This is a genomic window from Pseudomonas sp. 2822-15, assembly GCF_002742515.1.
In the GTDB taxonomy this organism is placed as follows: Bacteria; Pseudomonadota; Gammaproteobacteria; order Pseudomonadales; family Pseudomonadaceae; genus Aquipseudomonas; species Aquipseudomonas salomonii.
In genome coordinates this window covers 395,932-421,644 of sequence record NZ_LJRY01000377.1, presented here as the reverse complement: position 1 = coordinate 421,644, position 25,713 = coordinate 395,932, and the positions used below count along the sequence as shown (strand labels likewise).

At 61.3% G+C, this 25,713-nt stretch carries 21 protein-coding genes and 1 pseudogene; 13 read left to right on the top strand and 9 right to left on the bottom strand.

Translation table 11 applies throughout. The features are described from left to right. Positions 1–115 precede the first annotated feature (115 nt). Positions 116–1,309 carry an enoyl-ACP reductase FabV gene (gene fabV / locus AOA59_RS31005; RefSeq protein ID WP_065929256.1) on the top strand — a complete coding sequence of 398 codons (1,194 nt, stop codon included), beginning with the start codon at positions 116–118 and terminating at the stop codon, positions 1,307–1,309. Positions 1,310–1,551: 242 nt separating this feature from the next. Further along, positions 1,552–2,174, top strand: a pseudogene (locus AOA59_RS31000) (HAD family hydrolase). Here the strand turns inward: AOA59_RS31000 and AOA59_RS30995 are convergent. Continuing rightward, the gene (locus AOA59_RS30995; RefSeq protein ID WP_099490063.1) at positions 2,171–3,076 is read right to left on the bottom strand and encodes a LysR family transcriptional regulator; all 906 of its coding nucleotides are present in this window, start codon (positions 3,074–3,076) and stop codon (positions 2,171–2,173) included. The pseudogene AOA59_RS31000 and the gene AOA59_RS30995 overlap by 4 nt on opposite strands. Positions 3,077–3,179: 103 nt before the next feature. Between AOA59_RS30995 and AOA59_RS30990 the strand changes: the two genes are divergently transcribed. Beyond that, a complete protein-coding gene (locus tag AOA59_RS30990; protein ID WP_065929258.1) occupies positions 3,180–4,349 on the top strand; it encodes an aspartate aminotransferase family protein in 1,170 nt (389 codons plus the stop codon). Between the two features lie 119 nt (positions 4,350–4,468). Here AOA59_RS30990 and punR read toward each other — a convergent pair whose 3' ends face one another. Next, a complete protein-coding gene (punR, locus tag AOA59_RS30985) occupies positions 4,469–5,383 on the bottom strand; it encodes a DNA-binding transcriptional activator PunR (RefSeq protein WP_056857245.1) in 915 nt (304 codons plus the stop codon). A gap of 122 nt (positions 5,384–5,505) precedes the next feature. Here punR and punC point away from each other — a divergent pair, with 122 nt between their 5' ends. Beyond that, on the top strand, positions 5,506–6,690 hold the full coding sequence (gene punC / locus AOA59_RS30980; protein ID WP_099490062.1) for a purine nucleoside transporter PunC: 1,185 nt from the start codon (positions 5,506–5,508) through the stop codon (positions 6,688–6,690). Positions 6,691–6,765: 75 nt separating this feature from the next. Here the strand turns inward: punC and AOA59_RS30975 are convergent, their stop codons facing one another. After that, complete coding sequence (locus AOA59_RS30975) at positions 6,766–7,599, bottom strand: nucleoside-binding protein (protein WP_099490061.1); 834 nt, start codon at positions 7,597–7,599, stop codon at positions 6,766–6,768. A gap of 158 nt (positions 7,600–7,757) precedes the next feature. On the opposite strand from AOA59_RS30975, the gene AOA59_RS30970 reads away from it, so the two are divergent. Further along, a complete protein-coding gene (locus AOA59_RS30970) occupies positions 7,758–9,260 on the top strand; it encodes a nucleobase:cation symporter-2 family protein (RefSeq protein ID WP_099490060.1) in 1,503 nt (500 codons plus the stop codon). A gap of 99 nt (positions 9,261–9,359) precedes the next feature. Here the strand turns inward: AOA59_RS30970 and AOA59_RS30965 are convergent, their stop codons facing one another. Both AOA59_RS30965 and AOA59_RS30960 read right to left on the bottom strand, forming a co-directional pair. Continuing rightward, a complete protein-coding gene (locus tag AOA59_RS30965) occupies positions 9,360–10,292 on the bottom strand; it encodes a proline iminopeptidase-family hydrolase (protein ID WP_099490059.1) in 933 nt (310 codons plus the stop codon). Between the two features lie 94 nt (positions 10,293–10,386). Further along, on the bottom strand, positions 10,387–11,151 hold the full coding sequence (locus tag AOA59_RS30960; RefSeq protein WP_099490058.1) for a LuxR family transcriptional regulator: 765 nt from the start codon (positions 11,149–11,151) through the stop codon (positions 10,387–10,389). Positions 11,152–11,334: 183 nt separating this feature from the next. On the opposite strand from AOA59_RS30960, the gene AOA59_RS30955 reads away from it, so the two are divergent. From AOA59_RS30955 to AOA59_RS30930, 6 genes are read left to right on the top strand one after another with little or no spacing between them, the layout of a single operon-like run. Beyond that, positions 11,335–12,222 carry a proline iminopeptidase-family hydrolase gene (locus AOA59_RS30955; protein WP_099490057.1) on the top strand — a complete coding sequence of 296 codons (888 nt, stop codon included), beginning with the start codon at positions 11,335–11,337 and terminating at the stop codon, positions 12,220–12,222. 3 nt (positions 12,223–12,225) lie between these two features. Then, positions 12,226–13,173 (top strand): ABC transporter permease, encoded by a 948-nt coding sequence (locus AOA59_RS30950; RefSeq protein ID WP_017136113.1) that lies wholly within the window; start codon positions 12,226–12,228, stop codon positions 13,171–13,173. Beyond that, a complete protein-coding gene (locus tag AOA59_RS30945) occupies positions 13,170–14,027 on the top strand; it encodes an ABC transporter permease (protein WP_099490056.1) in 858 nt (285 codons plus the stop codon). The genes AOA59_RS30950 and AOA59_RS30945 overlap by 4 nt, the downstream gene beginning before the upstream one ends. Then, positions 14,024–14,980 carry an ABC transporter ATP-binding protein gene (locus AOA59_RS30940; protein ID WP_065929264.1) on the top strand — a complete coding sequence of 319 codons (957 nt, stop codon included), beginning with the start codon at positions 14,024–14,026 and terminating at the stop codon, positions 14,978–14,980. The genes AOA59_RS30945 and AOA59_RS30940 overlap by 4 nt, the downstream gene beginning before the upstream one ends. After that, positions 14,977–15,948 (top strand): ABC transporter ATP-binding protein, encoded by a 972-nt coding sequence (locus tag AOA59_RS30935; RefSeq protein ID WP_099490055.1) that lies wholly within the window; start codon positions 14,977–14,979, stop codon positions 15,946–15,948. The genes AOA59_RS30940 and AOA59_RS30935 overlap by 4 nt, the downstream gene beginning before the upstream one ends. Before the next feature lie 35 nt (positions 15,949–15,983). Beyond that, positions 15,984–17,498: an ABC transporter substrate-binding protein gene (locus AOA59_RS30930; protein ID WP_099490054.1), complete on the top strand. Its 1,515-nt coding sequence runs from the start codon at positions 15,984–15,986 to the stop codon at positions 17,496–17,498. Between the two features lie 161 nt (positions 17,499–17,659). On the opposite strand, the gene AOA59_RS30925 is transcribed toward AOA59_RS30930, so the two are convergent. From AOA59_RS30925 to AOA59_RS30910, 4 genes are all read right to left on the bottom strand, one after another. Beyond that, the gene (locus AOA59_RS30925; RefSeq protein WP_056857233.1) at positions 17,660–18,400 is read right to left on the bottom strand and encodes a YciK family oxidoreductase; all 741 of its coding nucleotides are present in this window, start codon (positions 18,398–18,400) and stop codon (positions 17,660–17,662) included. Between the two features lie 166 nt (positions 18,401–18,566). After that, positions 18,567–19,238 carry an N-acetylmuramic acid 6-phosphate phosphatase MupP gene (mupP, locus tag AOA59_RS30920; protein ID WP_065929267.1) on the bottom strand — a complete coding sequence of 224 codons (672 nt, stop codon included), beginning with the start codon at positions 19,236–19,238 and terminating at the stop codon, positions 18,567–18,569. Positions 19,239–19,242: 4 nt separating this feature from the next. Beyond that, positions 19,243–19,941, bottom strand: a complete 699-nt coding sequence (gene ubiG, locus AOA59_RS30915) for a bifunctional 2-polyprenyl-6-hydroxyphenol methylase/3-demethylubiquinol 3-O-methyltransferase UbiG (protein WP_056857231.1) — start codon at positions 19,939–19,941, stop codon at positions 19,243–19,245. A gap of 63 nt (positions 19,942–20,004) precedes the next feature. After that, positions 20,005–21,336 carry a TRZ/ATZ family hydrolase gene (locus AOA59_RS30910; RefSeq protein WP_099490053.1) on the bottom strand — a complete coding sequence of 444 codons (1,332 nt, stop codon included), beginning with the start codon at positions 21,334–21,336 and terminating at the stop codon, positions 20,005–20,007. A 109-nt stretch (positions 21,337–21,445) separates the two neighbouring features. Between AOA59_RS30910 and mtnA the strand changes: the two genes are divergently transcribed. Both mtnA and gyrA read left to right on the top strand, forming a co-directional pair. Then, entirely contained in the window at positions 21,446–22,516 is a 1,071-nt protein-coding gene (mtnA, locus tag AOA59_RS30905) for an S-methyl-5-thioribose-1-phosphate isomerase (RefSeq protein ID WP_099490052.1), read from the top strand. Between the two features lie 424 nt (positions 22,517–22,940). After that, positions 22,941–25,604, top strand: coding sequence for a DNA gyrase subunit A (gene gyrA / locus AOA59_RS30900; RefSeq protein WP_065929270.1), 2,664 nt, complete (start codon positions 22,941–22,943; stop codon positions 25,602–25,604). The last annotated feature ends 109 nt before the right edge of the window (positions 25,605–25,713 follow it).

Genomic DNA, 25,713 nt, shown 5'->3' with positions numbered 1-25,713 from the left:
AACAGAAGATTTACGTCTATCGTGACGCTTCGGTTTTTCGCGCGTCATAGACCGGTACGATTGAAGTTGAATGGCCACCACTGGCCGTCGACCCCTTGGAAGAGGCAGAAATTTTATGATCATCAAACCGCGGGTTCGTGGCTTTATCTGTGTGACCGCTCACCCTGTTGGCTGTGAAGCGAACGTCAAAGAGCAGATCGACTACGTAACTCAGCATGGCGCCATCGAAGGCGGCCCTAAGAAGGTGCTGGTCCTCGGCGCTTCCACCGGTTACGGCCTGGCCGCGCGCATCAGTGCTGCGTTTGGCTGCGGCGCCGACACCCTGGGCGTGTTTTTTGAGAAAGAAGGCGAAGAAGGCAAGCTGAGCTCCGCCGGCTGGTACAACAGCGCGGCGTTCGAGAAGTTTGCCGTGGAAAAAGGCCTGTACGCCAAGAGCATCAACGGCGACGCATTCTCTGACGAGATCAAGCGCCTGACCATCGAAACCATCAAGAAAGACCTGGGCAAGATCGACCTGGTGGTTTACAGCCTGGCCGCGCCACGCCGTACCGACCCGCAAGGCGTGGTGCACACCTCCACCCTCAAGCCGATCGGCAAGGCCGTGACGCTGCGCGGTATCAACACCGACAAAGGCGTGGTGGTCGACACCACCCTTGAGCCTGCAACCCAGGAAGAAATCGACGGCACCGTGAAAGTCATGGGCGGCGAAGACTGGCAGCTGTGGATCGACGCCCTGCGTGACGCCGATGTGTTGGCCGAAGGCGCCAAGACCACCGCGTTCACCTACCTCGGCGAGAAGCTGACCCAGGATATTTACTGGAACGGCTCCATCGGCGAAGCCAAGAAAGACCTCGACAAAAAAGTCCTGACCCTGCGCGACAACCTCGCTGCGCTGAAGGGCGATGCCCGTGTGTCGGTGCTCAAGGCCGTGGTTACCCAGGCCAGCTCGGCCATCCCGATCATGCCGCTGTACCTGTCGCTGCTGTTTAAAGTGATGAAAGAGCAGGGCACCCACGAAGGTTGCATCGAGCAGGTCTACGGCTTGTTCAAAGACAGCCTGTACGGCAGCGAGCCGAAGCTGGACGCCGACGGCCGCCTGCGCGCCGACCTGGCTGAGCTGGAGCCGAAGGTTCAGGACGCCGTTGCCGCGTTGTGGAACCAGGTGACCGACGACAACGTCAACGAGATCAGCGATTTTGCCGGCTACAAGGCGGAATTCCTGCGTTTGTTCGGCTTTGAAATCGACGGCGTGGACTATGAAGCGGATGTGAACCCGACTGTGAAGATCAAGGGCCTGATCCAAGCCTAAACACGGTCAAAAAAAATGTGGGAGCAGGCTTGTGTGGGAGCTGGCTTGCCTGCGATACAGTCACCTCGGTATATCAGTTACACCGAGGCGGTGCTATCGCAGGCAAGCCAGCTCCCACACAAGCCTGCTCCCACATTTGCCTTGGGTTAATTCAGAACCCTCCTACATTCCCTCGCGCTCCCACCCACCCTCACAATCTGCCAGACTCCCCCGGCTATCAAGCCACGCTAACGGAGGATCTGATGACGATTCGTGCAGTAGTTTTTGATTTTGGCGGTGTCCTGTTCGATTGGAACCCGCAGCACCTTTACCGCCAGCTGATTGCCGACGAGCAAGAGCGGCAATGGTTCCTCGATAACATCTGCACCCAAGCCTGGAACACCGAACAGGACGCCGGCCGCAGCCTCGCCGAAGGCACTCGCCACCTTATCGAGCAACACCCGCAACACGAACCCTTGATACAAGCCTATTACGAGCGCTGGCACGAAATGCTGCGGGGCACGCTGCCCGAAGGCGTGGCGATTCTTGAGGCATTGCACAAGGCGGATATGCCGCTGTTCGGGCTCACCAACTGGTCGGCTGAAACCTTCCCTTACGCACGGGCCAACTATCCGTTTCTGCAGTACTTGCGCGATATCGTCGTGTCCGGCGAGTTGAAGTTGATCAAGCCCGATCCCGCGATCTATCACGCCAGCCTTGCCCAGGTACGTGCTCACTTGCCGGATATCCAGGCCAGTGAAGTGGTGTTTTCGACGACGTTGCCGGCAATATCGAGGCCGCTGAAGCCCTCGGCTGGCAGGGCATTCACCATGTGTCGGCCGAGCGCACTGCGGCGCGTTTGCGTGAGTTGGGCGTGAGCTTTTAGCGCGCCCACTTTTCCATGGCGAAATCCACGAAGGCGCGCAGTTTGGGCAGGCGGTAGCGGTCCTGTCGGTAGAGCAGGTGCATGGGGCGGCTGGGCAATTGATAGGTGGTCAGCAACGCCACCAGCTTGCCGCTCTCCAGGTCCGGTTGCACCAGCGCATCGGCCAGCATGATGATGCCCATGCCGTTTACGGCCGCCTGGCGTAAGCCTTGGGAGCTGTTGATGGTCAATGCTCCGGCCACCGGCACCTCCACTTCGCCTTCATCGCCTGTCATGCGCCACAGTTTGCTGGTGTCGCGCCAGTTATCGTTCGCCGGGTAGGCAAACGCCAGGCAGTCGTGCTGGCGCAAGTCGTCGGGCGTCTGCGGAATGCCACGTCGCGCCAGGTACGCCGGTGACGCGCAGAGCGTCAGGGTGTAGGCCTGCATGGGCCGGGCGATCAGGCTTGAGGTTTCCAGCTCCCCCAGGCGGATCGCAACGTCGAAGCCGCTGTCTATCAGGTCCATGCGCTCATTGCTGAGTTCGACATACAGATTGATCTGCGGGTAGCGCTGGGCAAACTCGCTCAAGGCTGGTGTGAGGCGTTCGGTGCCGAACACCGGTGGCGCGGTGATGCGCAGGCTGCCTTTGGGCGTTTCGCTGTGGATTTGCTCCGCCAATAGTTCAGAGTCGGCCACCAGCCCCAGCACCTCCAGGCAACGCTGGTAATACTGCCCGCCAAATTCGGTGAGGCTCTGTTTGCGCGTAGTGCGCTTCAGCAAGCTGACCCCCAGCCGTTGCTCCAGTGCGCGCAAGTGGTTGCCGACCATGGTGGTCGACAGCCCGCATTCCTGCGCGGCGGCGGTCATGCTGCCGGCTTCGACCACTTTCACATACACCGACATCGACTGGAACAGATCCATTATCAAGCCCTGGTTTAAAGTCATTGCAGGAATGCGCAGTTTATCCAGCTCAGGTGGCTAACGATACTGGCAGCCTCACAACGATGCACTGGAGCCTGCCACCATGACCGCCGCCTGCCTGATGACCACCTATCAACCCATGGCCCTGAGCTTTACCCGTGGCCTGGGCACGCGCCTGTGGGACCAGCAGGGCCGTGAATACCTCGACGCCGTGGCCGGCGTGGCGGTAACCAATGTCGGGCACTCCCACCCCAAATTGGTCACGGCGATCAGCGAGCAGGCGGGCCTGTTGCTGCACACGTCGAACCTCTACAGCATCGACTGGCAGCAGCGCCTGGCCGAGCGGCTGGCGCAGTTATCCGGCCTGGACCGTGCGTTTTTCAATAACTCCGGCGCCGAAGCCAACGAGACCGCGCTGAAACTGGCGCGGCTGCACGGTTGGAAAAAAGGCATCGAAGAGCCGCTGGTGGTGGTGATGGAAAACGCATTTCACGGGCGCACCCTCGGCACCATGGCCGCCAGTGACGGGCCATCGGTGCGCTTGGGTTTCCAGCGCCTGCCGGGGGATTTTCTCAAGGTGCGCTTTGGTGACTTGGCCGCATTGGCGGCCATTACTGAACAATTCGGCACGCGCATCGCGGCGGTCCTGCTCGAGCCGATCCAGGGTGAAAGCGGCGTGTTGCCCGCGCCGCCCGGTTACCTGAAGGCGCTGCGCGATCACTGCACGCGCCACGGCTGGTTGATGATGCTCGATGAAATTCAGACCGGTATCGGCCGCACCGGCGCCTGGTTTGCGTTCCAGCATGAAGGCATCGTGCCCGACGTGATAACCCTGGCCAAAGGCCTCGGCAATGGCGTGCCCATCGGCGCGTGCCTGGCCCGAGACGCCGTGGCCCAGTTGTTCACGCCAGGCAGCCATGGCAGCACGTTTGGCGGTAACCCGCTGGCTTGTCGCGTGGGTTGCACGGTGTTGGACATCATTGAAGAACAAGGTTTGCTGCGCAACGCCGCGCGACAGGGCGAGCGCCTGCTGGCGCGGTTGCGGGTGGAGTTGAGCGAGCACCCGCAGGTGCTGGCGATTCGCGGGCAAGGCTTGATGGTCGGCATCGAGCTGGCCAGGCCTTACCGTGACCTGGCCCAGCGTGCTGCCCAGGAGCAGGGGCTGCTGATCAATGTGACGCGGGGCAAAATCATCCGCCTGTTGCCGCCGCTGACGCTGGATGGCAAAGAGGTTGAGATGATCGTGCGGGCCATCACCCGTCTCCTGGACTGAAACCGGATAAAACTGTGGGAGCTGGCTTGCCTGCGATAGCGGACTGTCTGTGCCAACTATAGTGGCTGACACACCGCTATCGCAGGCAAGCCAGCTCCCACATTGGATCGGCGTGATATTCAGAGATCCGGGCCATTGAGCCATTCCTGGTTCAAGGTCTCGGTATCGCCCAGGTACTCCAGCAACCAACTCATCGCCGGCGACAATTTATCCTGCGCCCACGCCACACATGACGGGCTGGCCGGAAACGGTCGGCTCAGTTGCAGCGCCACCAGCTCGCCACGCTCGACCCACGGCAATACCTGATGGGCCGGCGCCATGCCCACGCACAGCCCATCGCGCAGGCAGTCGAGTGCCGAGGCCCAGTTGGGCACGACCAAACGGCGCTGGTTATCCAGGGTCCAGGTGTCACGCTTGGGCAGGTTGCGCGAGGTGTCGGTCATGCACAGCGAGGCGAACGGGCGCAGTTGGTCGTCACTGAGCAAGCCGTTGACGCTCGCCAGCGGGTGCTGGGCGCTGACCACACACAGCCAGTTGAGCAGGCCCATGTCCCGAAACGTGAAACGGCTGGCCACCGGCACCGCGCTGGTGGCGCCGATCACAATATCGGTGCGCTCGTCGGCCAGGGCGTCCCACACGCCGTTGTACACCTCGTATTCGAGCAGCAACTCCACCTCGGGGAACTGCCGATAAAAATCCAGCACCAGTTGCCGGCAGCGCTGGGGTTTGACGATGGAGTCCACTGCCACCTTCAACTGGCCGCTCCAGCCATTCGCCACCTGCTGGCACAAGCGCCGGGTGCCAAGCATTTTTTTCATCACTCCGCGCGCCTCGTCGATAAACAGACGGCCGGCGGGCGTCAGTTCCACATCGCGGTGGCGGCGCACAAACAGCGGCACCGCCAGCCACTCCTCCAGCTGGCGCACCGTATAGCTGATGGCTGACGGCACGCGGTGCAATTCCTGGGCGGCGGCGCTGAAGCTGCCATGGCGCGCCACGGCATCGACCACATCCAGTGAGTATTCGGACCACATAGCGGCTGCCTTCAAAATATTTGATTCAGGTTTCCAATTATTATCGCTTCACACACAGCCTGTCAGCTTCATAATGGGCGCCAGTCAGCAAATAGTTTGATGGCAGCACTTACAAGGCTTCAATGAAAAATTCTTTTGGTTTTACCTGGTATCTGGCGGGGCTGAGCATGCTCGGTTATCTGGCCATGGACATGTACTTGCCGGCGTTTGGCGCCATGGGCGAGCAGTTGCAGATCAGTGCGGGCGCGGTCGGCGCCAGCTTGAGTATTTTCCTCGCGGGCTTTGCGCTCGGGCAGTTGCTGTGGGGGCCATTGTCCGATCGCCTGGGGCGCAAGCCGGTGCTGCTCGCCGGGCTGAGCCTGTTTGTGCTGGGCTGCGCCGGGATGTTCTGGGTCGAGACGGCGCCGCAGTTGTTGGCATTGCGCTTTATGCAGGCGATTGGCGTGTGTTCCGCCGCCGTGAGTTGGCAGGCGCTGGTGATTGACCGTTACCCGGCCGACAAGGCCCACCGCGTGTTCGCCAGCATTATGCCGTTGATGTCGCTGTCACCGGCGCTGGCGCCGCTGTTGGGCGCGATGGTGCTGAACCACTTTGGCTGGCAGGCGATTTTCGCGGTGTTGCTGGGCGTGTCAGTGCTGTTGCTGTTGCCGACGTTGTTCCTGCGCAAAATGCCGAAACGTCTGGCTGAGGAGGGCGAACCTTCGCGCCTGGGCTATGGGCAGTTGCTGACCTCCCGCGTGTTTACCGGCAATGTGATGATCTTCGCCGCCTGTTCAGCCAGCTTCTTCGCCTGGCTCACCGCGTCGCCGTTCATCCTTGGCGACATGGGTTACAGCCCGAATGACATCGGCCTGAGTTACGTGTTGCCGACCTTGGCCTTTCTGGTCGGCGGTTACAGCTGTCGCAGCGCCTTGCAGCATTACCAGGGCAAAACCCTGCTGCCGTGGTTGCTGGTGGCTTATTGCATCAGCATGGTCGCGTTGTACCTGGTTGCGACCTTGACGGTGCCGACCCTGACCACCTTGTTGATTCCGTTCTGCCTGATGGCGTTGGTCAACGGTGCGAGTTACCCGATCGTGGTGGCGAATGCGCTGATGCCCTTTGCGGAAAATTCCGGCAAGGCGGCGGCGTTGCAGAACACCCTGCAATTGGGTCTTTGTTTTCTGAGCAGCCTGCTGGTGTCGTCGATGATCGACCAGCCGCTGTTGATCACCGTGATTGTGATGCTGGCGACTGCGCCGCTGGCAGTACTGGGTTACTGGCTGGCGCGGCCGAAAGCCGATAAGTCGGAACTGGCAAACGCCTGAAGCTGAAACCGAATCAAACATGTGAGAGCCAGCTCCCACACAAGCCAGCTCCCACAGTTAATCGGGTTTCTTCAGTTAGAAGGTGACTTCCAGGTTGACTGTCGGTGTGGATGTGCGGGTACCCATGCCTCCATCCACCCCGAACTTGTTATGCCAGTACTCGTAACCCACCCCCAGATACAGGTTCGGCTTCACGCTTTTACCGGGCCGCACCGCTACCATCAGCGCGGTGCGCATCAGGGTTTCCGGCGCGGTGTCGCGGCCGTGATAATCCTCGCCCTTTTCCCCGACGTAATTGATAAACCCCTGAAACTTCGCCGCGTGGTTGGCGATGTCGAACGGGCGCATCCAGGTCAGGTTGAGCATGTAGGTGTCGTCGAAAGTGTGGTTCGACTCTTGCGCACCGGGGATGCCGGTGTGGTTCTTTTCCTTGTAGTACATCAGGCTCAAATCCAGCACGCCGACGGTGTTGAACTTCAACGTCGGGCCGATCACCAGCGCGCGCTTTTTGGCTGAGGCGAAGTTGTTGTTGCGGTTGGCGTCGAAGCCCAGGGTCAGGGCGTAATCCTTGATCAACCCGGTACCCAACGGCACATCGAATACCCGTGAGGCGTACAGCTGGTGTCGGTACACGGCGTAGACCTCACTGCCACCGTGGTCGGTGCCCTTGCGCGGGTCGCTGCTGTCGGACAAAAACACATCAAGGTTCAGGTAGTTGCTGCCGTACTGGTAGCCGCTGGCGTGGGTAAAGCTATAGATGCGCTTGCTGAAGTCGTCGGGGTTGTTGGGGTTAGTGAAGTGCTGACCGTAGCGAAACCCTACGCTGTTGTTCATCCGTTCCAGCGCGACGGCCTCCCCACCGCCGAGAAGAGTCAATGCAACGGTGGCGCCCTGTAATGCCTTTTTCATTGTTCTAGGTCCTTTGGCGTTCTGGCTCATGACGGCCGGATTGTTTTTGTAACGCCAATGGAGGGTATCTTGTTCGATTGATTGTATACAACTCTATGGACATCCAGTCCAAACATTGCATACAGTGTTCGCACAACAAAAACAGAGAACCCCTCACCATGACTATCCCGAAGGCGTCACCGCAGCGGCCAGAAGATGAGAATCTCGGCGTCGCGGCCAACATGGCTTACGGCCTGCAGCATGTGCTCACCATGTACGGCGGCATCGTTGCCGTACCGTTGATCGTAGGCCAGGCGGCCGGGTTGTCGCCGGCGGATATCGGCCTGTTGATCGCCGCTTCGCTGTTTGCCGGTGGCCTGGCCACGCTGCTGCAAACCCTCGGTCTGCCGTTTTTTGGCTGCCAGTTGCCGCTGGTGCAAGGCGTGTCGTTTGCCGGTGTGGCAACCATGGTGGCGATTGTCGGCAGTGATGGCGCGGGCGGGGTGCCGGCGATTCTCGGGGCGGTGATGGCGGCGTCGTTTATCGGCTTATTGATCACGCCGGTGTTCTCACGGATCACCCAGTTTTTCCCGCCGCTGGTCACCGGCATCGTGATCACCACCATCGGCTTGACGCTGATGCCGGTGGCGGCGCGCTGGGCCATGGGCGGCAATAGCCGGGCAGCGGATTTTGGCAGCATGTCGAATATTGGCCTGGCGGCGCTGACCCTGGTGCTGGTGTTGCTGCTGAGCAAGATCGGCAGCGCGACCATCTCGCGCCTGTCGATTCTGCTGGCCATGGTGATCGGCACCGTGATCGCGGTGTTCCTCGGCATGGCGGATTTCTCCGGCGTCACTCAGGGGCCGATGTTTGGTTTCCCTACGCCATTCCATTTCGGCATGCCGACCTTCCATGTGGCGGCGATCATTTCCATGTGCATCGTGGTGATGGTGACGTTGGTGGAGACCTCGGCGGACATCCTCGCGGTCGGCGAGATTATCGACACCAAAGTCGACTCCAAGCGCCTGGGTAATGGCCTGCGTGCCGACATGCTGTCGAGCATGTTTGCGCCGATCTTCGGTTCCTTCACCCAAAGCGCCTTTGCCCAGAACGTTGGCCTGGTGGCGGTCACTGGCGTGAAAAGCCGGTTTGTGGTGGCCACCGGCGGCGTGTTTCTGGTGGTGTTGGGCTTGTTGCCGTTTATGGGCCGGGTGATTGCGGCCGTGCCGACGTCCGTGCTGGGCGGCGCTGGTATTGTGTTGTTCGGCACCGTGGCGGCCAGTGGGATTCGCACGCTGTCCAAGGTGGATTACCGCAACAACATGAACCTGATCATCGTGGCGACGAGCATCGGTTTCGGCATGATCCCGATTGCCGCGCCAAACTTCTACGATCACTTCCCCACCTGGTTCGCGACCATTTTCCATTCGGGCATCAGCTCGTCGGCGATTATGGCGATTCTGCTCAACCTGGCGTTCAACCACTTCACCGCCGGTAACTCGGACCAACAGTCGGTGTTTGTGGCCGGCACTGAGCGCAGTTTGTGCTTCCACGATGTGGCGGCGTTGCGCGATGGCGATTACTTCAGTGGCGGTAAGTTGTTTGATGCTGAAGGGCAGGAGATTCCAGTGGTGGCTGAGGTGCCAAGGAAGGCCGCAAAGCCTGAGACCACCGAAGTCTAAAACTGTGGGAGCTGGCTTGCCTGCGATGGCGGTACATCAGTTACAGATGAAGTGACTGGCCTGCCGCTATCGCAGGCAAGCCAGCTCCCACAGTTGAACTCAGCCAGCCTTGAGAACTGGGTGCGGCATTGAACACGCCTCGTCCAGAAACTTCACCACCGTCCCCATGCATGCCTGGCGTTCTTCCACGTGGGGCATGTGGCTGGAGTCTTCAAACAGCGCCCAGCGCACGTCGGTGATTTCATCCAGGAACGGCTTGACCACCAGCGGCGTGGCCTCGTCGTGCCGCCCGGATATCACCAGCGTCGGCACATTGATCGCCGACAGGCGCCCCATCACGCTCCAGTCCTTCAAGCTGCCGATGATGTGAAATTCGGTCGGGCCGCTCATGGCGTGGTACACCGTCGGGTCGGCGTCCACGGCTGCAAAGGTGCGCGCCACTTCTTCCGGCCACGGGTTTACTCGGCACACGTGCTGGTCATAGAACATCCGCGCCGCCGCCAGGTATTCCGGGTCTTGGTAGGTGCCGGCCTGTTCGTGTTTGAGCAGGGTTTGGTGCACGCCTTCGGGCAACAGTTGGCGCAGGCGGTTGGCTTCGCTGACCCAGGTGCGCATGCAGGTGGGCGAGTTGGCCGGGATGAACGCGCGCAGGCCCTTGGGTTGCAAAATCGCGTGTTCGCTGCCGAGCATGCCGCCCCAGGATTGACCGAGGATCGCGTAGTTGTCACTGATTTGCAGGTGGTCCAGCAGGTTGTTCAGTTCGTCGAGGAACAGGCCGATGGTCCAGAAAGACGGGTCTTTGTCCGGCAAGTGCGTGGAGCGGCCATTGCCGATCTGGTCGTAGTGAATCACCGCATGGCCGCTGGCGGCGACGTCCTTGAACGCGTCTACATAGTCATGGGTGCAACCGGGGCCGCCATGGAGGATCACCAAGGGCGTGCGGCCGGTGCCCAGGTCGCCGGTGACGCGGTACCAGGTCTGGTAGGCGCCGAAGGCCGCGTAGCCTTCGCGGACTTTCTCGATGAATTCCATTTCGTACCCTGCTCTGAAAAAAAAGGATCAGGGCTACGATAGTCGGCACGCGGCGTTTAAGTAACTAGCAAAACAGCTAGGTTTTTCCGACGGTTCAATCTTCCAGCAGGCGGTAATGGGTCGCGCGCACCACCGCCTGTACGCGGTTCTTGGCGCCCAGTTTGTGCATGGCCGAGGCCAGGTGCAGGGTGACCACCGCCAGTGAGCGGCTCAATTGCGTGGCGATCTCGGCGGCGGTCAGGCCCTCGGCGGCCCATTTCAGGCACTCGCGCTCGCGTTTGGTCAGATGGATATGCGGGTAGGTGCGTAGCTCTTTGCTGAGCAACGGGTAGGCCGCTTCCTGCAAGGCGTGGGTGATCAGGCTGAAGTCCGCCAGGGTCTGCTGGGCATCTTCCAGCACCGTGCCGGCCTTGCCGGTGCGCAGGCCGGTCAGCGACGCGAAGCCGCCACGCGGCAGGTGAATCGGCACGGTGACGCCGCAGGTCAGTTGGCGCTCATGCAGGTAAGAGGACACGGGTGCATGGCAGGGGTCGATGATCTTTTGCAGCGCGGTGTCGGCTTTGGCCTCATAGGACCACACGAATGGCGACACCGTGCTCAGGGCCAGATGCTGCACCGGGTCGATCTGGTAAAACCCTTCGCTGCACCATAACGCGTGCCAGTCCGACGGTGTGTTGCGCGATTCCAGCACCGAAGGCGTGATCAGCGAACCGTCCTGGTCGATGGGCACCGGCGTGTAGTCATACACCAACGCATCAAAGCCCAACTGCTGGGCGATGATAAACGTGTTGTCGATCTGTTCATCCAGGCTCCTGCCGGGCATGAGGCGGTTGTTGAAGGCAGTAAGTTTGGACAGCATCCGTTCTGCTCCCGAATTCATTTGAATCTCGACTTGCGGCAAGTAGAATGCCACGCCCCGGCGAAGGACTGCCAGGCCAAACCTATAAGAACTACTAGGTTATGGACGCGCGGCATCCTCGGTAGTGTTGGCCAGATCAACGGCCGCTACCTGCCAGGCCGATACAACACAAGGAATGTATGCATGTGGCGTGAAATTGCCCCCGACCAGCAGTACAACGTGCAAGTCGATGGCCATAACCTCGTGGCCTACAGCTTTGGCGACGGCGATGAGGTGCTTTTGTGTCTCAACGGCGGCCCAGGCCTGCCGTGTGACTACTTGCGCGACGCCCATGGCTGGCTCAAAGACCATAACCTGCGAGTGGTTGCATTCGATCAGCTTGGCACGGGCGCATCAGCCAGACCATCAGATGTTTCCCTGTGGGAAATTGGCCGTTATGTCGAAGAAGTCGAAACCGTGCGCCAGGCCCTGGGCCTGGGCCGCGTGCATCTGCTTGGGCATTCGTGGGGCGGCTGGTTGGGCATCGAGTACGCCATCCACTATCCCGACGCCCTGAAAAGCCTGATCCTGGAAAACACCGTCGGCGATATTCCGCACCTGTCCCAGGAGCTGGAACGCCTGCGCGGCGCCCTCGGCAGCGAAACCGTGGCCATGATGCAGCGCCATGAGGCCATGGGCACCCTCGATCATCCGCAATACCGGGCCGCCATCACCTTGCTCAACTACCGCCACGTCTGCCGCCTGGATGAATGGCCGGAGCCGGTCAAGCGCTCCCTCGGCGACTGGAACATGGGCCCTTACGAAACCATGCAAGGCCCCAACGAGTTTCTCTATATCGGCAACCTCAAGGACTGGAACCGCATCCCGGAGATGGCCGAGTTCAAGATGCCGATCCTGATCACCACCGGCCAGCACGACGAACTCACTCCCGCCTGTGCTCACCGCATGAAACTTGCGGCCACACACGCCGAACTGCATGTATTCCCCAACAGCAGCCATATGCCGTTTTATGAAGAGCCCCAGGCGTACTTTCCGGTGCTGCTGGACTTTCTCGCTCGCCACCGAGGCTGACGGATGAATCTTGCGCGTTACCGTTTTGTGCTGTCCCGGCCGCTGCAATTGCTGCCGGTGTTGTTTGGCATCAGCCTGATCACCTTTGTGCTGGTGCGCTCGATCCCCGGCGACCCGGCGCGGGCCTTGCTGGGCTCGCGTAGCACGCCGGATGCGCTGCTGAAAATTCGCGCGCAATACGGCCTGGACCAGCCTTTGTGGCTGCAATATTTCTACTTCCTCAAGAACCTGCTCAAGGGCGATCTCGGCCAGTCGCTGCTCTATAAGGTCGACGCCTTGAAGCTGATCGTCACCCGTATCGAGCCGACGCTGGTGCTGGTGCTCGGCAGTGTGCTGCTGGCGCTGTTGATCGCGGTGCCGCTGGCCACCGTGGCGGCGCGCAACAAAGGCGGCTGGGCGGATAACCTGATTCGCGTGTTCACCACGGTCGGCCTGGGCATGCCGGCCTTCTGGCTGGGCTTGATGCTGATTCTGTTGCTGAGTGTGAAGTGGGGCTTGTTCCCGGTATCGGGCTACGGTCGCACGTTTACAGATAAAGCCCACCACATGGTCCTGCCGTGTTTGACCATTGCGCTGGCGCTGGCAGCGGTGCTGGTGCGCAACCTGCGGGCGAGCATGCTGATGGAGTTGCAGGCCGACCATGTCACCGCCGCCCGCGCCCGGGGGTTATCGGAGGCGGCGGTGTTTCGTCGGCATGTATTGCCCAATTCCCTGGTGCCGGCGGTCAACCTGCTGGCGGTGAATATCGGCTGGCTGATCAGCGGCACGGTGGTGATCGAAAGCCTGTTCGCGATTCCCGGCATCGGCCAATTGCTGGTGCGCGGCATTTTTACCCGCGACTACATGGTGGTGCAGGGCGTGGCCATGGTGCTGGCGTGTGCGACGGTGGTAGTCAACTTCGTCGCGGACGTGGCGACCGTGGCCCTCGACCCAAGGGTGAAGATGCAATGAGCAGTCGCCCACTGATTGCGCCGTGGCGTTTGCGCCTGCGCTTTGGTTTTCGCAACGGCCGGCTGACCGCTGCGTGGGGCCTGCTGATCCTGTTTATGTGGTTGGGCCTGGCGTTGTTCGCGCCGTGGATCGCGCCGTATGACCCGATTGCGCAGAACACCGATCTGAGCTTGTTGGCGCCCAGCCTTGCCCATCCATTTGGCACGGATAACTATGGTAGAGATATCCTTTCGAGGGTGATCTGGGGCGCGCGGATTGACCTGCAACTGGCTGTCATCGGCGTGATCTTCCCGTTCCTGATCGGCACTTTTATCGGCGCAGTTTCCGGCTACATCGGCGGGCGCTTCGACAGCCTGTGCATGCGTGTGATCGACGTGGTGCTGGCGTTCCCGTTCCTGGTGTTGATGCTGGCGATCATGGCCATTCTCGGGCCGGGCTTGCAGAGCTTTTATATCGCCATGGCGCTGGTGGGCTGGGTGTCGTATGCGCGGTTGATCCGCTCGCAGATCCTGGTGCTCAAAGAAAGCGACTTCGCCCTGGCCGCCAAGAGTCTGGGCTTTGGCCATGGGCGCATTCTGTTTCGGCATTTGCTGCCCAACGCGATGTTTGGCTCGATTGTGTTTTCCATGTCCGACGCCGTGCTGGTGCTGCTCAACGGCGCTGCCGTGAGCTACCTTGGCCTGGGCGTGCAACCGCCGACGGCGGAGTGGGGCACGATGGTCGCCGAAGGGCAGGCGTTTATCACCACCGCCTGGTGGCTTTGCACCTTCCCGGGCCTGGCCATTGTGACCCTGGCCATGGGCTTCAGCCTGCTCGCCGATGGTGTGGCGCAAGTGTTGGGGGATCGTTCATGAGCCTGCTTCAGGTGCAGGACCTCAGCGTGATCGCCAACAATGGCGGGCGTGAGGTCACCCTGGTTGATCGTGTGTCCTTTGATTTGGCCGAAGGGGAAATCCTCGGCCTAGTGGGTGAAAGCGGCTCGGGCAAGACCCTGGCCTGTCGCGCCCTGATGCGCCTGTTGCCGTCGCCCAACCTGCGGGTGCAAGGCGGCGCTGTGCGCCTGGCTGGTCGCGACCTGTTGCAACTCGATGAGGCTGGCATGCGCGCCGTACGCGGTGGGCAACTGGGCATGATTTTCCAGAACCCCAGCAGTCACCTGGACCCGTTGATGCGCATCGGCGAGCAGATCGCCGAAGGCATCCGTTTGCATCAGGGCGCGTCGAAAAAAGACGCACGCCAACAAGCCATCGAGGTGCTGCGCCAGGTCGGTATTCCCGATCCCAAGGCGCGGGTCGACAACTACCCCCATGAGTTCTCCGGCGGCATGCGCCAGCGCGCGATGATCGCCGTGGCCCTGGGTTGCAACCCGCAGGTGCTGATTGCCGATGAGCCGACCACGGCACTGGATGTGACGGTGCAGGCGCAGATCCTGCGCCTGTTACTGGAGCTGCGCGACCAGCGCGGCCTGGCGATCATCATGATCACCCATGACCTCGGCGTGGTGGCACAGACCTGTGATTCCATTGCGGTGATGTACGCCGGGCGCCTGTGCGAACACGCCAGCAAATACGACGTGCTGGCCCATCCACAACACCCGTACACCGCCGGCCTTATCGATTGCCAACCCGCCCATAGCAGCGGCCACGCCTTGTTGCGCACCATCCCCGGCCAGCCGCCGTTACTGGATGCCTTGCCCGTCGGTTGCCGCTTCAACCCGCGCTGCCCGCAAGTGGCGGCGTTGTGCACTGAGGTGTTGCCCGAAGGTGCGCGCGTGGCCTGCCACTATCCGCTCGGAGAGCGCCCATGAGTCTGTTGCAGATCAAGGACCTGGAGGTGCGGTTTGCCGCGTCCGGCACGGGTATGTTGGGCCTCAATAAACAGTGGGTGAGGGCGGTCAATGGTGTGTCGCTGAACCTGGCCGCAGGCGAAACCCTGGGATTGGTGGGCGAGTCCGGCAGTGGCAAAAGCACGCTGGGGCGAGCCATTTTGCACCTCAACCCGATCAGCGCCGGACAGGTGTTGTTCGATGGCGTCGACATGGCCCAGGGCAGTGCGATCGACATCGCCCGACTGCGGCATGAAACCGCGATGATTTTCCAGGACCCTTACGCCGCCTTGAACCCGCGCCACAGCATTGGCGAAACCCTTGCCGAAGTGTTGAGGGTGCAGCGCAAGGTCGCCCCGCAGCAGATACCGGCTCGCGTGGTCGAGCTGCTTGAGCTGGTGGGCCTGCGCCCTGAACTTGCCAGCCGCAAACCCGGCTCCCTCAGTGGTGGCCAGTGCCAGCGCGTCGGCATCGCCCGCGCCCTGGCGGTGGAGCCGCGTTTGATCATCGCCGATGAGTGCGTGGCGGCCCTGGATGTGTCGATCCAGGGCCAGATCATCAACCTGTTGCTGGAACTGCAACAGCGCATGAACCTGGCGATCCTGTTTATTGCCCATGACCTGGCCATTGTGCGGCGCCTGTGCGACCGCGTGGCGGTGATGTACCTGGGCAAGATCGTCGAAGAAGGGCCGGTGGAGGCGGTGTTTACGGCGCCGCACCACCCGTATACGGCGGCGTTGATCGAGGCGATTCCCGAGATCGATCCGCACCGGCCGTTGCCTGCAGAACCGTTGCCCGGTGAGCCGCCAAGCCCGCTGAAGTTGCCCACCGGCTGCGCCTTTCACCCGCGCTGCCGGCACGCCCGGACGATGTGTTCCGTGGTATTGCCGCCGACCCATTACCTGCACGAGCATCGGTACAGTTGCGTGCTTGAAGAACCTCTGTTTTGACCCACTTCTGCCATTCATGAACAAGGAGTTATGACATGCAAACCCGTCACTTGAAGTTACTCGCCGCCGCGACATTGACCGCCTGGTCCCTCACCGCCGGGCTGGCTCATGCCGCCGGTGTGCTGACCATCGGCTGCCGTGAAGACAGCACCACGTTCGACCCGATCAAAAGCGCACAGAACCGCGATACGTGGGTGTTCGCCAACGTCTACGACACCCTGGTGCGCGTGGATAACCTGGGCACCAAGATGGAGCCGGGCCTGGCCGAAAGCTGGGAGATTTCCAAGGACGGCCTGACCTACATCTTCAAACTGCGTGACGCCAAGTTCTCCGATGGCTCGGCGATCACCGCCGCTGACGCCGCGTTCAGCCTGTTGCGCATCCGCGACAACAAGGCGTCGCTGTGGGCGGATCCGTTCAACCTGATCAACACGGCCAAGGCCAGCGACCCGCAGACCCTGGTGGTCACCCTGAAAACCCCGGCCGTGGCCTTCCTCTCGCAACTGGCCTCGCCGACGGTGTCGATCCTGTCGGAAAAGGCCATGACCACGATGGGCGAAGACGCCTACTCGGAAAACCCGGTGACCTCCGGCGCGTTTACCGTGCAGGAGTGGCGTAAAGGCGACCGCGTGATCCTCAAGAAGAACCCGAACTTCTGGCAGGCCAGCAACGTAAGCCTGGATGGCGTGGAGTGGGTCTCGGTCACCGACGACAACACGCGCATGCGCATGGTGCAGAACAACGAGCTGGACACGGCGATCTTCGTACCGTTCTCCCGCGTGGAAGAGCTGAAGAAAGACAACAACGTGGTGATCCACGCCGACCCGTCGACCCGCGAAGATCACCTGCTGATCAACCACGCCCACGGTCTGCTGGCCAAGCCGCAGGTGCGCGAGGCGCTGGACATGGCCATCGACAAGCCGTCGCTGGTCAAGGCCGCGACTTACGGCCAGGGCACCGTGGCCTATTCCTACATCCCCAAAGGCTCGCTGTACCACTACGCCAACAACCTGCAACGCCCCTATGACCCGACGGCCGCCAAGAAACTGCTGGAAGAAGCCGGCGCCAAGGACTTGAAACTCAACTACGTGGTCAACGCCGGCAATGAAGCTGACGAGCAGATCGCGGTGATCATCAAGGACCAGTTGGCCAAGGTCGGCGTGACCGCCAACCTGCAAAAGGTCGACCCGACCCAAAGCTGGCAGATGCTGGTGGACGGTGAGTACGATATTTCGGTGATGTACTGGACCAACGACATCCTCGACCCGGACCAGAAGACCACCTTCGTGCTCGGCCACGACACCAACCAGAACTACATGACCCGTTACAAGAACGACAAGGTCAAGGAACTGGTGGCGCAGGCACGAATCGAGGCCGACCCGGTCAAGCGTGAGCAGATGTACGTGGAATTGCAGAAGCTGGCGAAGCAGGATGTGAACTGGATTGACCTGTACTACAGCCCGTACATCAACATCTCACGCAAGAACGTGAGCAACTTCCTGCAAAACCCGCTGGGGCGTTTTACCCTTGAGGAAGTGGTGAAGAACTAACGGTCACCGCTAAGCAAATGTGGGAGCTGGCTTGTGTGGGAGCTGGCTTGCCTGCGATAGCATCAACTCGGTTTAACAGATAGACCGAGTTGCCCGCATCGCAGGCAAGCCAGCTCCCACATGAACTCAGTTCACATTTTGGGTTTGTGCAGTGTCAGGTGTTACTGCGCATCAAACGCCTGCCCATTGATCCCCGCGCTGTCCGGCCCCATCAGGTACAGGTACACCGGCATGATGTCTTCCGGTGCAGGCCTTTCCATCGGGTTTTCCCCCGGATACGCCTGGGCACGCATGCTGGTGCGTGTACCGCCTGGGTTGATGCTGTTGGCGCGTACCGATGCCACGTCTTCCAGCTCATCGGCCAGGGTTTGCATCAAACCTTCGGTGGCAAACTTCGACACACCATAGGCACCCCAATACGCCCGACCCTTGCGCCCGACGCTGCTGGAGGTGAACACCACCGACGCATCCTGGGACAGCTTGAGCAGTGGCAAGAGTGTGCTGGTGAGCATGAACATCGCGTTGACGTTCACGTGCATCACGCGCATGAAGTTCTCACCGGACAACTGCTCGATCGGCGTGCGTGGGCCGATGATCGAGGCGTTGTGCAGCAGGCCGTCGAGACGACCGAATGCTTTTTCGATCATCGCTGCCAGCTCATCGTATTGATGGGGCAGGGCGGTTTCCAGGTTGAACGGAATCACCACCGGCTGCGGCTGGCCGGCCGCTTCGATCTCGTCATACACCTGAGCCAGGTTGGCTTCGGTCTTGCCCAGCAACAGCACGGTGGCGCCATGGGCGGCATAGGTTTTTGCCGCGGCCGCGCCGATCCCGCGACCGGCACCGGTCACCAGGATCACCCGGTCTTTGAGCAGTTCTGGACGTGCGGAGTAATCAAACATAAAAAACCTCGACAGAATTCAAGCTGATACAGGCCTTGAAGTGGAATCCATTTCAGGTGGGAGCTGGCTTGCCTGCGACGGCGGAGTATCAGTCACCGCAAGTGCTAGCTGGCAGACCGCTATCGCAGGCAAGCCAGCTCCCACAGTGATCTCAGTGCTCGAACAATCAGCAGCTGCACAGTGCGTTATCCAGCACCTTGCGCAGTTCCAGCGGGTGGTCCACCACCACGTCGGCGCCCCAGTTGCGTGGGTTGTCGTCCGGGTGGATGTAGCCGAAGGTGACCGCTGCGGTGCGGGTGCCGGCGTCGCGGCCAGACTCGATATCGCGCAGGTCATCGCCCACGAACAGCACGCTGGCCGGGTCCAGGTCGAGCATCTTGCACGCCAGGATCAGCGGCTCGGGGTCGGGCTTGCTGTTCTTCACGTGGTCCGGGCAGATCAGCAGCGCCGAACGCTCGGCCAGGCCCAGTTGCTGCATGATCGGCTCGGCAAAACGCAGCGGCTTGTTGGTGACCACGCCCCACACCAGGTGGGACTTCTCGATGTCCTGCAGCAGTTCTTCCATGCCGTCGAACAGTTTGCTGTGGATTGCGCAGCCCTTGAGATAGCGCTCCAGGAATTCCAGGCGCAGCGCTTCAAAGCCAGGGGATTCCGGGTCCATCGAGAAGGTCACGGCGACCATCGCCCGCGCACCGCCGGAAATTTCATCGCGGATATGCTGTGGGTTGATCGGCGCCAGGCCTCGATCGGCGCGCATGGCCTGGCAGATCGCGATAAAGTCCGGCGCGGTGTCCAGCAAGGTGCCGTCCATGTCGAAGAGAACTGCTCGCAACTTCACAGGCTTACTCCTCGCGCAGGGTCTGGATCATGTAGTTGACGTCAACGTCGCTGGCCAGCTTGTAGTGCTTGGTCAGCGGGTTGTAGGTCAGGCCAATGATGTCCTTGACGGTCAGCCCGGCCTGACGGCTCCAGGCGCCCAGCTCGCTTGGGCGGATGAATTTCTTGAAGTCGTGGGTGCCGCGCGGCAGCAACTTCATGATGTATTCGGCGCCGATGATCGCGAACAGGTAGGCCTTGGGGTTGCGGTTGATGGTGGAGAAGAACACCTGGCCGCCGGGCTTGACCATACGGAAGCACGCGCGGATCACCGAAGACGGGTCTGGCACGTGCTCGAGCATCTCCAGGCAAGTGACCACGTCGAACTGCTCAGGCATCTCTTCGGCCAGGGCTTCGGCGGTGATCTGGCGGTATTCGACGCTCACGCCGGATTCCAGCTGGTGCAGTTGGGCTACGGCCAGCGGCGCTTCGCCCATGTCGATGCCCATCACGGTAGCGCCGCGCTGGGCCATGGCTTCGCTGAGGATGCCGCCGCCGCAACCGACGTCCAGCACCTTCTTGCCGGCCAGGCTGACGCGTTCGTCAATCCAGTTGACGCGCAACGGGTTGATGTCGTGCAGCGGTTTGAACTCGCTTTCGCGGTCCCACCAGCGGTGGGCCAAGGCTTCAAACTTGGCGATTTCGGCGTGGTCGACGTTGCTCATGGTGAATCCTCTAAATCTGATAAATCGGTTATTCAGCCCTGAACGCTGGGTTCAAGACCTTCGTTATTCGCTGTGCCCGCTGATCCGTTGGCCCCAGGCGATGGCCGTGGCGGTCAACTGTTGTTCATCCATGCGGGTCAATCGCCGGTCGTCGAGCAACTGCTTGCCGGCGACCCAAAGGTGTTTCACGCACTCGCGCCCGGTGGCATATATAAGCGTTGAGACCGGGTCAAAGATCGGTTGTTGCGCCAGCCCCGACAGATCAAAGGCGACGATATCCGCCGCCTTGCCGACTTCCAGTGAGCCAATCTCGCTGTCCAGGCCCATGGCACGTGCCCCATTGAGCGTAGCCATGCGCAGGGCGCGATGGGCGTCCAGGGCGGTGGCCGAGCCGGCGACGGCCTTGGCCAGCATCGCCGCCGTGCGGGTTTCGCCCAGCAGGTCGAGGTCATTGTTGCTGGCCGCGCCGTCGGTGCCGATGGCCACGTTCACACCAGCCTGCCACAGACGCTCCACCGGGCAAAAGCCGCTGGCCAGTTTCAGGTTCGATTCCGGGCAATGGATGACGCTGGTGTTGCTTTCTACCAGCAAAGCCAGGTCATCCTCGCTGATTTGGGTCATATGAACGGCCTGGAAGCGTGGGCCGAGCAGGCCCAGACGGCCCAGGCGCGCCAGCGGGCGTTCGCCGGTCTTGTCCACGGCTTGTTGCACTTCGAAGGCGGTTTCGTGCACATGCATATGGATGGCGGCGTCCAGCTCTTCGGCGATCACGCGGATTTTTTCCAGGTTGGCGTCGCTTACGGTGTAGGGCGCGTGGGGGCCGAAGGTGATCTTGATGCGCGGGTGGTGCTTGAGGTCGCCGAACAGCTCCACGCCCTGGCGAATCGCCTCATCGGCGCTGCCGGCGCCGGGAATCGGGAAGTCGAGGATCGGCAGCGCGATCTGCGCGCGCATGCCGCTGTTGTGTACGCAGTCGCTGGCGACTTTGGGGTAGAAGTACATGTCCGAGAAGCAGGTGATGCCGCCCTTGAGCTGTTCGGCGATGGCCAGGTCGGTGCCGTCGCGCACGAAGGCTTCATCGACCCATTTGGCTTCGGCGGGCCAGATGTGTTTTTCCAGCCAGGTCATCAGCGGCAGGTCGTCGGCCAGGCCGCGAAACAGGCTCATCGCCGCGTGGCCGTGGGCATTGATCAAGCCGGGGCTGAGCAGCATGCCCGGCAGTTCGCGAACCTCGCTGGCCGCAAGCTTCAAGGCCGCCGCCCGTGGCCCGATAAACGCAATGCGTCCGTCACGGATGCCCAGGCCGTGCTCCTTGAGCACCACGCCAGCGGGTTCGACAGGTACCAGCCAGGTTGGCAGCAGCAATAAGTCGAGCGGGGCGGCAGTGGAGGTCATCGCAGGCTTCTTCCCAGGCAGCTATAAAAGAAGGGCGAAGTATACCCGAGCGTCTTGGCTGGCGGATCGCTATAATCGGCGGCTTTTGTTCATGAGTGCGGGGTAAGGGATGCGCGACCGACTGTTAGCTGCAGAGAAAGTGAAGGCCATCGATTGGCGTGATGGCGCACTGCACCTGCTCGATCAGCGTGCCTTGCCCTCGCGGGAAACCTGGGTGGCCTGCACTTCGGCGGCTGAAGTCGCCCAGGCCATTCGCAACATGACAGTGCGCGGCGCGCCGGCCATCGGCATCAGTGCCGCCTACGGCCTGGTGCTGGCCGCCCGCGAGCGGATCGCCGAGGGCGGCGACTGGCAGGCAGCGTGGGAAGAAGACTACGCGCTGCTGGCCGATAGCCGTCCGACCGCCGCGAACCTGTTCTGGGCCTTGAAGCGCATGCGTGACCGCCTGGATCGGGTCAAAAAGCACGCAGACCCCTTGGCAGTGCTGGAAGCCGAAGCCATTGCGATCCACGAAAGCGACCGCGAAGCCAACCTGGTCATGGCCCAGTTGGGCCTGGAGCGCATTCGCAAGCACCAGGGCAACGCCCAGGCGATCCTTACCCATGGCAATGCGGGCGCTCTGGCCACCGGCGGTGTGGGCACCGCCCTTGGGGTGATCCGCGCCGCGTTCCTGGAGGGTTTGGTCGAGCATGTCTACGTCAATGAAACCCGCCCGTGGCTGCAAGGTTCGCGGCTGACGGCCTGGGAGCTGGCGGGCGAGGGTATTTCGGCCACGGTGAATGCCGACTCGGCGGGTGCGCATATCCTCAAGACCAAAGGCGTGACCTGGGTCGTGGTCGGCGCCGACTGCATTGCGGCCAATGGTGACGTGATCGGCCCGATCGGCACTTATCAGTTGGCGGTGTGTGCCATGCACCACGGCGTGCGTTTTATGGTGGTGGCGCCCAGTTCGACCCTCGATTTGATGATGGCCACCGGTGATGATGTCAGCCTGGAAGAGCGTGATGCGGCGGAGTTGCTGGAGGTGGGCGGGCAGCGGTTGGAGGTTGCGGCGTTTAATCCGGTCTTCGATGTGACGCCGGCGGACCTGATTGATGTGATCGTGACCGAAAAAGGCATCGTCGAACGGCCTGATACCGCCAAGCTGGCCAAGTTGATGTGCCGTAAGCGCCTGCATTGAGGGCTTTGGTGGCTGTGGGATGGCTATCGCAGGCAAGCCAGCTCCCACCTTTGTTTTGTGCATACAGTCAGAATGTGGGAGCGGGCTTGCCCGCGATTGGCCCTGTAAGTCAATAAAACCCTTGGATCCAGCCTTAAAAAACAGCACCCACCCCGCTCTGAGCCTCTCTCGTCCCCCTCAAGCCTGTCATCCGTCAAATTACTAGCCTCCATGCGCATCAGGGGGATAGGTGCGTGGCGGCGATTGTGATAACATCCGGCGGTTTCCAGGGCCGCCCCGAGGGGTTGCCCGTAACGTGCAGATCCGTGTCATAACTCGTTGATTTGTCGTAAGTCGTTGTCAGGCACTCTGCCAGCAACGGCGAGCTTCGTTCGTCCCATATGGATGTGACGAGGTTTCACCCGAAAAAGGAATCAGGCTTCTCATGGGCGAACTGGCCAAAGAAATCCTCCCGGTCAATATCGAAGACGAGCTGAAACAGTCCTACCTCGACTACGCGATGAGCGTAATTGTCGGGCGGGCACTGCCTGATGCGCGCGATGGCTTGAAGCCCGTGCACCGGCGTGTGCTGTTCGCGATGAGCGAGCTGGGTAACGACTGGAACAAGCCGTACAAGAAATCTGCCCGTGTTGTCGGTGACGTGATCGGTAAGTATCACCCTCACGGCGACACTGCGGTGTACGACACCATCGTTCGGATGGCCCAGCCGTTTTCCCTGCGCTACCTGCTGGTAGACGGCCAGGGCAACTTCGGTTCGGTCGACGGCGACAACGCTGCGGCCATGCGATACACCGAAGTGCGCATGACCAAGCTGGCGCACGAGCTGCTGGCCGACCTGCACAAAGAAACCGTGGACTGGGTGCCGAACTACGACGGCACCGAAATGATCCCGGCCGTCATGCCAACCCGTATTCCCAACCTGCTGGTCAACGGCTCCAGCGGTATCGCCGTGGGCATGGCCACCAACATCCCGCCGCACAACCTCGGTGAAGTCATCGACGGTTGCCTGGCCCTCATCGACAACCCTGAGCTGACCGTCGATGAGCTGATGCAATACATCCCTGGTCCGGACTTCCCGACCGCCGCGATCATCAACGGTCGTGCCGGCATCATCGAAGCCTATCGCACCGGCCGTGGCCGCATTTATATGCGCGCCCGCTCGATGATCGAAGACATCGACAAGGTCGGTGGCCGCCAGCAGATCGTTATCACCGAACTGCCTTACCAGTTGAACAAGGCGCGTCTGATCGAGAAGATCGCCGAGCTGGTTAAAGAGAAGAAGCTCGAAGGCATCACCGAACTGCGCGACGAGTCTGACAAAGACGGTATGCGCGTGGTGATCGAGCTGCGTCGTGGCGAAGTGCCTGAGGTGATCCTCAATAACCTCTACGCCCAGACCCAGCTGCAAAGCGTGTTTGGTATCAACGTAGTGGCCCTGATCGACGGCCGCCCGCGCATCCTGAACCTCAAGGACCTGCTCGAGGCCTTCGTGCGTCACCGCCGCGAAGTGGTCACCCGCCGCACCGTGTTCGAACTGCGCAAGGCCCGCGAGCGCGGCCACATCCTGGAAGGCCAGGCGGTAGCGCTGTCGAACATCGACCCGGTGATCGCGCTGATCAAGGCTTCCCCGACGCCGTCGGAAGCCAAGGAAGCCCTGATCAAGATGCCGTGGGAATCCAGCGCTGTTGTGGCGATGGTTGAACGTGCCGGTGCCGATTCGTGCCGTCCGGAAACCCTGGACCCGCAATACGGCCTGCGCGACGGCAAGTACTTCCTGTCGCCGGAACAGGCCCAGGCCATCCTGGAACTGCGTTTGCACCGCCTGACCGGCCTGGAACACGAGAAACTTTTGGCCGAGTACCAGGAGATTCTCAACCAGATCGGCGAGCTGATCCGCATCCTCAACAGCGCCGTGCGCCTGATGGAAGTGATCCGCGAAGAACTGGAAGTAATCCGCGCCGAATACGGCGACGTGCGCCGCACCGAGATCCTCGATGCGCGCCTCGACCTGACCCTGGGTGACATGATCCCGGAAGAAGAGCGTGTGGTGACCATCTCCCACGGTGGCTACGCCAAGACCCAGCCATTGGCTGCGTACCAGGCTCAGCGTCGTGGCGGTAAAGGCAAATCGGCTACCGGCGTGAAGGATGAGGACTACATCGCTCACCTGCTGGTTGCCAACAGCCACACCACGCTGCTGCTGTTCTCCAGCAAAGGCAAGGTGTACTGGCTCAAAACCTACGAAATTCCGGAAGCGTCCCGCGCTGCCCGTGGTCGTCCGCTGGTCAACCTGCTGCCGCTGGACAGTGATGAATACATCACCACCATGTTGCCGGTCGAGGAATACACCGAAGGTCACTTCATCTTCATGGCCACCGCCAAAGGCACCGTGAAGAAGACTCCGCTGGAATCCTTCAGCCGCCAGCGCAGCGTGGGCCTGATCGCCCTGGAGCTGGACGAAGGCGACGTACTGATCTCCGCGGCCATCACCGACGGCGAGCGTGAGGTCATGCTGTTCTCCGACGGCGGCAAAGTGACACGCTTCAAGGAATCCGACGTTCGCGCCATGGGCCGTACCGCCCGCGGTGTGCGCGGCATGCGTCTGCCGGAAGGGCAGAAGCTGATTTCGATGCTGATCCCGGAAGAAGGCAGCCAGATCCTCACCGCTTCGGCGCGTGGTTATGGCAAGCGCACCGCCATCAGCGAGTTCCCGGAGTACAAGCGTGGCGGCCAGGGCGTGATCGCCATGGTCAGCAACGACCGCAACGGCCGTCTGGTCGGCGCGGTGCAGGTGCTCGATGGCGAGGAAATCATGCTGATTTCCGACCAGGGCACCCTGGTGCGTACCCGTGTGGCCGAAGTCTCGAGCCTGGGCCGTAACACCCAGGGCGTGACGCTGATCAAGCTGGCCAGCGACGAAACGCTGGTAGGCCTGGAGCGCGTTCAGGAACCATCGGAAGTCGAAGGCGAAGAGCTGGAAGGCGAAGACGGTGCGGTATTCGATGGCGAGGTGATCGCAACCGGCGATGACAGCGTCGACGAGCCAACCCTCGATGCAGCCGCAGACGAAGAAGAACCGCAGGAATAAGCGGACACACAGGGGGCGGATGAAGATTCGCCCCCTTGTTGTTTGTGTCCCCTTTGAAATACACGTCCTTGGCCTGGCTTCGATCCCTGTGGGAGCTGGCTTGCCTGCG